We start from the raw sequence: 9,147 nt of genomic DNA, 5'->3' as shown, positions 1-9,147 counted from the left end.
TCAACATGGATTCGACAGATGTACCGCCATCGCGAGCAGGCTCGCTCCCACAGGTATCGCATCAAATCCGTTTAACGGTGATTCCACCGCCCATCATTCCCCCCACGCCCATCGCGATCGCCTCTGCCGCCGCGATAGTTGTTGTGTCCGCCACGGTCGCCACGGCGGTCGTTGTCCCACCCACCTCGTTTGCGGTTATCCCAGCCATGGTTCTGATACGCCCGATGATCAGGACGTGTCTGGTAGTAGCGCGGGGCCGGCTGGTAATAGCGCGGCGATGGTTGATAAACCCGCGGCTGGTAGTAATACCTCGGCGTTGGCTGGTAGTACCGGGCAGGGGGCGAGTAATACCGGCGAGGCGGGGTGTAGTACCCGCCGTTCGAGTAATACGACCCTCCGGAGTAATACGCCGGCGCGGGCGAGGTATAGACCTCCGAGCTGTAGTAACTGACTCCTCCATCGGAATAAGGTACGCATCCACCCAAGGACAGACCCAACACAGCAATCAGTAGAATTCGTCGGAACATGGCGGCCTCCTGGACCGCGAGTGAGCCGCACCAGCGACGCTGGCAGGCGACAGTCGATCATTGGTTGACTGTCAAAATATCTGACACCGGATTCGGAATCTGGTGCGCACCCGAAACAAGTTGAAACATCTCGCCGATGAAAGGTTTTTCATCTATTCACGTGCCGATTGATGGTGACCCTTGCTCAATGCACTGCCGTGATAACGAGATCGGATTTGAGTGTACGCAGGCGTCCCATTGCGGTGCGCCGACGCACCATCGCAAGGCAGCCAGCTTCTTCTTCTCTCACCCTTAATCGCCGAACCTAGCGCACCAGAGCCCTCGCGCCGACTTGGCACGGCTCTCGCTTTAGTAAAACCGTGCAGGAGTCATTACAGGTTCGCGGCACCACAATTTGCAATGGCTGACTAGGGTTCCGGCTCGCATTCGCGAGTGGCTGGTCCGAGAGTTGGCGACCTCCAGTTGAGGTTACACGGCGGGACAAAAGCCCGGGAGACAAGCCACCGTTCGCGGTGCCGCGTTGCCTTCTGCCCGTCCTCGATCAACTGGAGAATCCGATATGTCACGACTACGTTTCCCCGCCTTGCTCGCCGCCGCATTTGCCGCGTTGCTCAGCACCCAGTCCCAGGCCGCAACGAAAGACCACTTCAGCGTCTGCTGGACCATCTACGCCGGCTGGATGCCTTGGGAATATGCCGGCAGCCAGGGCATTGTCGATAAATGGGCGAAGAAGTACGGCATCAAGATCGATGTGGTGCAGCTCAACGATTACGTCGAATCCATCAACCAGTACACCGCCGGCCAGTTCGACGGCTGCACCATGACCAACATGGATGCGCTGACCATTCCGGCGGCCGGAGGCGTGGACAGCACCGCGCTAATCGTCAGCGATTTCTCCAACGGCAACGACGGCATCGTGCTCAAGGGCGAAGGCAAGAAAGTCGCCGATCTGAAGGGCATGGACGTCAATCTGGTCGAGCTCTCCGTTTCCCACTATCTGCTGGCCCGGGCCCTGGATTCGGTGGACCTCACCGAGAAAGACCTGAAGGTGGTCAACACCTCCGACGCCGATATCTCGGCCGCCTTTAACACCGATCAGGTCAGCGCCGTCACCACCTGGAACCCGATGCTCTCGGACATCAAGGCCAAGCCCGCGGTGACCGAGGTGTTCAACTCCAGCCAGATCCCCGGCGAAATCATGGACATGATGGTGGTCAATTCCCAGACCCTCAAAGACAACCCGGCCCTGGGCAAGGCGCTGACCGGCGCCTGGTTCGAAGTGGTCGAGTTGATGAACGCGAAAAACGCCACTGGCAAAGCCGCGCTGGAACACATGGCCAAAGCTTCGGGTACGGACCTGGCGGGCTTCCAGGCCCAACTGGACACCACCAAGCTGTTCGCCACGCCGCAAGAAGCCCTAGCGTTCAGCACCAGCAAGCAACTGCCGGAAACCATGCGCAAGGTCGCCGAGTTTTCTTTCCAGCACGGCTTGCTGGGCGAAGGCGCAAAGGACACCAGTGCGGTCGGCATGGCCTTCGCCAACGGCGTGACCAGCGGTGACAAGGGCAACCTCAAGCTGCGCTTCGACCCCAGCTACGTGCAAATGGCCGCCGACGCCAAGCTGTAAACAGAGGACCTGGCCATGCGCCTGATCAATCGTCATCCCGATCGCCCCAGTCGCCTGTTGTTGGTGATCCTGCCGTTCGCCTTGGTGCTGTTCACCTACTTCATGGGCTCGGCCGAGCGCCTGGCGGACAACCCCAACGACAAGCTGTTGCCCAGCGCTGTGCAAATGACCGACGCGGTGAAACGTCTGGCGTTCGCCGCCGACAGCCGCACCGGCGACTATGTGCTGTGGCAGGACACCGCCTCCAGCCTGCGCCGCCTGGCCATCGGCCTGGGCATCAGCGCTTTGGCCGGGCTGTGCCTGGGGATCGCCGCCGGCACCCTGCCGTTGTTCGGCGCGCCGTTGTCGCCCTTGCTGACGGTGCTGTCGATGGTTCCGCCGCTGGCGATCCTGCCGATCCTGTTTATCGTCTTCGGCCTGGGTGAGTTGTCGAAAGTGATGCTGATCGTGATCGGCATCACCCCGGCCCTGGCCCGGGACCTGGAACAACGCGCCCGGGAGATTCCCGTTGAGCTGCTGATCAAGGCCCAGACCCTCGGCGCCTCGACCTGGACGCTGATGCTGCGGGTGGTGCTGCCGCAATTGCTGCCGCGCCTGCTGATCTCGCTGCGGCTGATGCTCGGTTCGGCGTGGTTGTTCCTGATTGCCGCCGAAGCCATCGCCTCCACCGACGGTCTGGGCTACCGGATTTTCCTGGTGCGTCGTTATCTGGCGATGGACGTGATCCTGCCCTACGTGGTGTGGATCACCCTGCTCGCCTGGCTGATGGACTGGGGCCTCAAGCGCCTGACCCAACGGGCCTTTCCCTGGTATGAGGGGGCACGCCCATGAGCTTCATATCGGTCAAGAACGTGTGGCAGCAATACGCCGATCAGGTGGTGCTCGAAGGCCTGAACCTGAGCGTCAACGAAGGTGAGTTCTGCACACTCGTCGGTGCCTCCGGCTGCGGCAAATCGACCTTCCTGCGCCTGCTGCTTGGTCAGGAGCGCGCCAGTCGCGGCGAGATCCTGCTCGACGGTCAGCCGTTGGCCGGGGAACCGGATTCGAGCCGCGGCGTGGTGTTCCAGCGCTACTCCGTATTCCCGCACCTGAGCGTGCTGGACAACGTGGCCCTGGGTCTGGAATTGCCACGCTCGCCACTGCTGGGCCGGTTGTTCGGCAGTGCCAAACGCGATGCCCGCGAACAGGCCTCGGCGCTGCTGCACAAGGTCGGCCTCGGTCACTCGCTGGACAAGTACCCGGCGCAACTCTCCGGCGGCATGCAACAACGCCTGGCCATTGCCCAGGCGCTGATCATGAAACCCCGGGTACTGCTGCTCGACGAACCGTTCGGCGCCCTCGATCCGGGCATTCGCAAAGACATGCACGCCCTGCTGTTGGAGCTTTGGCGCGAGACGCAACTGACGGTGTTCATGGTCACGCATGACCTGTCCGAAGGTTTCAGCCTCGGCACCCGCCTGCTGGTGTTCGACAAGGTCCGCGTCGACCCGCACGCCCCCGGCGCCTATGGCGCGCGCATCACCTACGACATCCCTTTGAACAGCGACCGCCGCACCACCCGTGCCGCCGTCGACGCCCTGCCGGAACCGCTGGCAGGCACGCTTCGCATCGCTTAGAGGAATTTTGAAATGACGGATTCGACCCAACTGTTCCCGCCCTTCGCCGAAGAAATGCTCCCTGGCGGCGGCCATCGTTCGTTCGTGCTCAAGCGCGGTCAATTGCTGCGCCTGACTGACATTCGTGGCGGTGCCAACGTCAGCCTGACGCTGCTCAACGCCAACGAAAAAACCGAGCGCCTGAACCTGCCCGACAGCCTCAAATGCCAGCACACCGCCAAACTCACCACCGGCCATTGCCTGTACTCGGACATGGGCCGGGTGCTGGCGGCGATCACCGCCGACACTTGTGGCTGGAGCGACAGCCTCGGCGGCGTGCTGTGCGCCGAGGAAGTGGCAGAAAAATACGGCGCCGGGCGCTATCAGGAATTGCGCAACGGCTTCTTCCGCAATGGCACCGACAACCTGCTGGTGGAGCTGGGCAAGTGGGGCCTGGGCCTCTCGGACCTGCTGATGACCCTCAACCTGTTCAGCCGGGTGAACGTCGATGAAGACGGGCGCTTCCACTTCGTCGAGGGCAACTCCAAAGCCGGTGACTACATCGAGCTGTACGCGCCGATGGACACCCTGGTGGTGCTGACCACCCTGCAGCACCCGATGGACCCGGCGCCCGAGTACGCACCGAAACCGCTAAAGCTCAGCTGGATGAACGCCGACGCCAGCGTCGCCGAACACTGCCGCACGTCGCGCCCGGAAAACGAGCGCGGCTTCATCAATACCGACCGTCTGTTCGCCTGAGGATCGCTGCCATGTCACTCGCAATCGCTACCGCTCAAAAGCATCCGGAGACAGCGGTCTACCGCGCCACCATCCCCGCCGGTGAACCCTGGTTGATGGAGGTCAAGGCGGGCCAGACCCTGCGCATCCTCGACCTGGAAGGCAATCAGGCAGTCGATACGCTGTTCTACAGCGTCGCCAACCCCAAGGAGCGCTACGACGTACAACGCACCCTGCGCCGGCAGAACAGCGTCTACCTGAGTACCGGCAGCGTGCTGTATTCCAACCTCGGCAAACCGATGCTGACCATCGTCGCCGACACCTGCGGCCGCCACGACACCCTGGGTGGCGCCTGCGCACAAGAGAGCAACACCGTGCGCTACGCCTTGGAAAAACGCTACATGCACAGCTGCCGCGACAACTACCTGCGCGCCTGCGTGCACGACGGGCGACTGGGCAAGGGCGACATCGGGCCGAACATCAATTTCTTCATGAACGTTCCGGTCACTGCCGACGGCGGGCTGACCTTCGAAGACGGGATCTCGGCGCCGGGCAAATACGTCGACCTGCGTGCGGAGATGGACGTGATCGTGCTGATTTCCAACTGCCCGCAATTGAACAACCCGTGCAATGCCTATAACCCGACGCCTGCGGAGCTTTTGGTATGGAACTGAAACTCGCGCGTTTGCGCCGATGGTTATTTGCCCTGTGCCAGGCCCGGTCGGGGCAGTGCTTCACAAAATAAGACCAGCACAACCTGTTCCCCCTGTGGGAGCGAGCCTGCTCGCGATGGCGTCGGCACATTCAACACTGAATTGACCTGACCCACCGCTATCGCGAGCAGGCTCGCTCCCACAGAGGGCAGACCAAGGCGTTCTGAAGAATTGATTTTCCCGCCGGGGACGACCCCGGCGCTTCTCGAAAAACTGCGGGACGGCCCGCATCCCAGGTCGAGGCTGATGCGCTATCGCCTCCGGGGGTTATGCCATGTTCGAAAAAGTTCTGATTGCCAACCGTGGCGCCATTGCCTGTCGCATCCTGCGCACCCTGCGTGAACTGCACGTCAAAGGCGTCGCCGTTTACTCCGAAGCCGACGCCGCCAGCCTGCACATCCTGCAAGCCGATGAATCCCACAGCCTGGGTGAAGGCGCCGCATCTGGCACCTATCTGGCGGTAGAAAAAATCCTCGCCATCGCCAAGGCCAGTGGCGCCACGGCGATCCACCCTGGCTACGGTTTTCTCTCGGAAAACGCCGCGTTCGCCGAAGCCTGTGAAGCAGCCGACATCGCTTTCATCGGCCCGACGCCCGAGCAACTACGCGTCTTCGGCCTCAAGCACACGGCCCGTGCCCTCGCGAAACAACACGGCGTGCCGATGCTCGAAGGTACCGAACTGCTCGACAGCCTCGAGGCGGCGCTGATTGCCGTCGAACAGGTCGGCTATCCGGTAATGCTCAAGAGCACCGCCGGCGGTGGCGGCATCGGCATGCGCGTGTGCCGCAACGCCGCCGAATTGAGCGAGTCCTTTGAAGCGGTCAAGCGCTTGGGCCAGAACAACTTCAGCGACGCCGGCGTGTTCATCGAAAAGTACATCCAGCGCGCCCGTCATCTGGAAGTACAGGTGTTCGGCGATGGCCACGGCGAGGTGATCGCCCTCGGCGTTCGCGACTGCTCGGTGCAGCGCCGCAATCAGAAAGTCCTCGAAGAAACCCCGGCGCCCAACCTGCCTGAAGGCATGGCCGAAGCCCTGTGCGCAGCGGCGATAAAGCTGGCGAAAGCGGTGAATTACCGCAGCGCCGGCACCGTGGAATTCGTTTTCGACAGCGAAGGCCAGCGCTTCTACTTTCTGGAAGTGAACACCCGCTTGCAGGTGGAGCACGGCGTCACCGAACAGGTGTGGGGCGTGGATCTGGTGCGCTGGATGGTCGAGCTGGCGGCGGGCGATTTGCCGCCGTTGAACGTACTGAGCCAAGGCTTGAAAGCCGACGGCCATGCGATTCAGGCGCGGCTCTACGCCGAAGATCCGGGACGGGATTTCCAGCCGAGCCCCGGCCTGCTCACCGCGGTGAATTTCCCGGTGGCCGATGGCAAGCAGTTGCGCATCGACACCTGGGTCGAGGCCGGTTGCGAGATCCCGCCGTATTTCGATCCGATGATCGCCAAGGTCATCAGCTGGGCGCCGACCCGCGAAGAGGCCCGCGCCGATCTGCATCAGGCACTGGGCGACAGCCTGCTCTACGGCGTGGAAACCAACCGCGATTACCTGCGGCAGATTTTGCTCGATGTGCCTTTCGCCAGCGGCCAGCCGTGGACCCGTTGCCTGGAGAGTCTGGTCTACCGCGCCAACACTTTTGAGGTGCTCAGCGCCGGCACCCAGACCAGCGTTCAGGACTACCCCGGCCGCCTCGGTTACTGGGCCGTGGGCGTGCCGCCATCGGGGCCGATGGACAGTCGCGCCCTGCGCCTGGGTAACCTTTTGCTCGGCAACGAGGAAGGCGCCGCTGCTCTGGAAATCACCATGAGCGGGCCTTTGCTGCGCTTCAATTGCGAGGCCGTGGTGGCGGTGACCGGCGCCGAGATCCCGCTGTCGTTGAACGGGGAAACCGTCGCGATGAACACGGCACTGCTGATTCCCGCAGGTGCCACTTTGAGCCTGGGCACCATTGCTGGTATTGGCGCGCGCAGCTACCTGTGCCTGCGCGGTGGTCTGCAAGTACCGGACTATCTGGGCAGCAAAAGCACTTTTACCCTCGGCCAGTTCGGCGGCCACGGCGGTCGTGCCTTGCGTGCCGGCGATGTGTTGCATGTGCCGGCGTTGAGCGACCGCTGTGCCGGACAGCAACTGCCTGAAGAACAGCTCGGCGCGTTGCCGGACGTGCGGCAGATCCGGGTGATCTACGGCCCCCACGGTGCGCCGGAGTATTTCACCGAAAGCTACGTCGACACCTTCTTCGCCACCCAGTGGGAAGTGCACTTCAACTCCAGTCGCACCGGTGTCCGGCTGATCGGTCCCAAGCCAGAATGGGTGCGTGCCGACGGCGGTGAAGCCGGGCTGCATCCGTCGAACATTCACGATAATCCCTACGCGATCGGCGCGGTGGATTTCACCGGCGACATGCCGGTGATCCTCGGCCCCGACGGCCCGAGCCTGGGCGGGTTCGTGTGCCCGGTGACGGTGATCGAGGCGGATCTTTGGCAGCTGGGGCAACTCAAGGCCGGGGACAAAGTGCAATTTCACCCGGTCGATCTCAAAACTGCCCGCAACCTCGCCCTGAAATGGAATCAGCCCTGTGGGAGCGAGCCTGCTCGCGATGGGGCCGGTTCGGACACCGCGTCAACTTCATCGCGAGCAGGCTCGCTCCCACAGGAGAGTGGTTCAAAGGGGGTTGGTTCTCAGGAGGGATTGGTGTCACCGGTGGTGCTGGACATCGGCCAGGCCGACACGCGCCTGGTCGCCCGCCTCTCCGGCGACACTCACCTGCTGCTGGAAATCGGCGCCCCCGAACTCGACCTTGTCCTGCGCTTTCGCGCCCACGCCCTGATGCAGGCTCTGGAAAGCAAACACCTGCACGGCGTGATCGACCTGACGCCCGGCATCCGTTCCCTGCAGGTGCACTACCAGCCCGAGCAACTGCTGCTGGCCGATCTGTTGGGTATCGTCGCCGGTGAGTGGGACGCCGTGTGCGCCGCCCGGGACCTGCAAGTGCCGTCGCGCATCGTCCATCTGCCGCTGTCCTGGGACGATCCGGCGTGCCAGCTGGCGATCGAGAAATACATGACCACCGTGCGCAAGGATGCGCCGTGGTGTCCGAGCAACCTGGAGTTCATCCGCCGCATCAACGACCTGCCGAACCTCGATGAAGTGCAGCGCACGGTGTTCGACGCCAGCTACCTGGTCATGGGCCTGGGTGACGTCTATCTCGGCGCTCCGGTCGCTACGCCTCTCGATCCGCGGCACCGTCTAGTGACCACCAAATACAACCCGGCCCGCACCTGGACCGCGGAAAACTCCGTGGGCATCGGCGGCGCCTACATGTGCGTGTACGGCATGGAAGGCCCCGGTGGCTATCAGTTCGTCGGCCGTACCTTGCAGATGTGGAACCGCTACCGCGAAGTGGCCGCGTTCGATGGCAAACCCTGGCTGCTGCGCTTCTTCGACCAGATCCGTTTCTACCCGGTGAGCGCTGAGGAACTGCTGCGCATCCGCCGGGATTTCCCTCTCGGGCGCTTCGATCTGAACATCGAACACAGCCAGTTGAACCTCGCCGATTACCAGGCATTCCTGGCCCAGGAAGCTCAGTCCATCGCCGCCTTCCGCCAGCAGCAACAGGGCGCGTTCAACGCTGAACGCGAGCGCTGGATCGCCAGCGGCCAGGCGCATTTCGACAGCGAGGAAGCCGTCCCGGAAACCACCGAAGACGCGCCGCTGGCCAGCGGTGAAATGAGCGTCGACAGCCACATCGCCGGCAACCTCTGGCAGGTCCAGGTGCAAGCTGGCAGCCGGGTCGAGGCCGGCGATGTGCTGGTGATTCTGGAGTCGATGAAGATGGAGATTCCCGTGCTGGCGCCCACGACTGGCATCGTGCGGGAAATCCGCGTGCAACCGGGCTCGGCGGTGCGCGCCGGACAGCGCGTCGTGGTGCTGGAACTCGCCTGAACCC

The 9,147-nt window shown here is 63.0% G+C and carries 7 protein-coding genes and 1 riboswitch; of the genes, 6 read left to right on the top strand and 1 reads right to left on the bottom strand.

All coding sequences use genetic code 11. The annotated features are described in order from the left end of the window. Nucleotides 1-71: 71 nt before the first annotated feature. Entirely contained in the window at nucleotides 72-527 is a 456-nt protein-coding gene (locus tag ACW9JE_RS15575; RefSeq protein ID WP_457433236.1) for a hypothetical protein, read from the bottom strand. Nucleotides 528-923: 396 nt separating this feature from the next. Then, nucleotides 924-1,024, top strand: a riboswitch (guanidine-I (ykkC/yxkD leader). 62 nt (nucleotides 1,025-1,086) lie between these two features. Here ACW9JE_RS15575 and ACW9JE_RS15570 point away from each other — a divergent pair. The 6 genes from ACW9JE_RS15570 to uca all read left to right on the top strand — a co-directional run bounded on the left by ACW9JE_RS15570 (nucleotide 1,087) and on the right by uca (nucleotide 9,143). Beyond that, nucleotides 1,087-2,154 (top strand): putative urea ABC transporter substrate-binding protein, encoded by a 1,068-nt coding sequence (locus ACW9JE_RS15570; RefSeq protein WP_457433235.1) that lies wholly within the window; start codon nucleotides 1,087-1,089, stop codon nucleotides 2,152-2,154. Nucleotides 2,155-2,169: 15 nt separating this feature from the next. Further along, nucleotides 2,170-2,985, top strand: coding sequence for an ABC transporter permease (locus tag ACW9JE_RS15565; protein ID WP_457433234.1), 816 nt, complete (start codon nucleotides 2,170-2,172; stop codon nucleotides 2,983-2,985). Continuing rightward, complete coding sequence (locus tag ACW9JE_RS15560; protein WP_457433233.1) at nucleotides 2,982-3,770, top strand: ABC transporter ATP-binding protein; 789 nt, start codon at nucleotides 2,982-2,984, stop codon at nucleotides 3,768-3,770. The genes ACW9JE_RS15565 and ACW9JE_RS15560 overlap by 4 nt, the downstream gene beginning before the upstream one ends. A 12-nt stretch (nucleotides 3,771-3,782) precedes the next feature. Beyond that, a complete protein-coding gene (locus tag ACW9JE_RS15555; RefSeq protein WP_457433232.1) occupies nucleotides 3,783-4,508 on the top strand; it encodes an urea amidolyase associated protein UAAP1 in 726 nt (241 codons plus the stop codon). Between the two features lie 11 nt (nucleotides 4,509-4,519). Next, the gene (locus ACW9JE_RS15550) at nucleotides 4,520-5,161 is read left to right on the top strand and encodes an urea amidolyase associated protein UAAP2 (RefSeq protein WP_017336948.1); all 642 of its coding nucleotides are present in this window, start codon (nucleotides 4,520-4,522) and stop codon (nucleotides 5,159-5,161) included. A gap of 313 nt (nucleotides 5,162-5,474) precedes the next feature. Next, nucleotides 5,475-9,143 (top strand): urea carboxylase, encoded by a 3,669-nt coding sequence (gene uca, locus ACW9JE_RS15545; RefSeq protein ID WP_457433231.1) that lies wholly within the window; start codon nucleotides 5,475-5,477, stop codon nucleotides 9,141-9,143. Nucleotides 9,144-9,147 lie beyond the last annotated feature (4 nt).

It is taken from the genome of Pseudomonas sp. SDO55104_S430, from assembly GCF_054070595.1.
This window is presented reverse-complemented; position numbering and strand designations above follow the sequence as displayed.

What these genes read in the sequence shown, in the direction of transcription:
- ACW9JE_RS15575 (WP_457433236.1), bottom strand. Translation starts at nt 527, where the DNA reads ATGTTCCGACGAATTCTACTGATTGCTGTGTTGGGTCTGTCCTTGGGT.
- ACW9JE_RS15570 (WP_457433235.1), top strand. Translation starts at nt 1,087, where the DNA reads ATGTCACGACTACGTTTCCCCGCCTTGCTCGCCGCCGCATTTGCCGCG.
- ACW9JE_RS15565 (WP_457433234.1), top strand. Translation starts at nt 2,170, where the DNA reads ATGCGCCTGATCAATCGTCATCCCGATCGCCCCAGTCGCCTGTTGTTG.
- ACW9JE_RS15560 (WP_457433233.1), top strand. Translation starts at nt 2,982, where the DNA reads ATGAGCTTCATATCGGTCAAGAACGTGTGGCAGCAATACGCCGATCAG.
- ACW9JE_RS15555 (WP_457433232.1), top strand. Translation starts at nt 3,783, where the DNA reads ATGACGGATTCGACCCAACTGTTCCCGCCCTTCGCCGAAGAAATGCTC.
- ACW9JE_RS15550 (WP_017336948.1), top strand. Translation starts at nt 4,520, where the DNA reads ATGTCACTCGCAATCGCTACCGCTCAAAAGCATCCGGAGACAGCGGTC.
- uca (WP_457433231.1), top strand. Translation starts at nt 5,475, where the DNA reads ATGTTCGAAAAAGTTCTGATTGCCAACCGTGGCGCCATTGCCTGTCGC.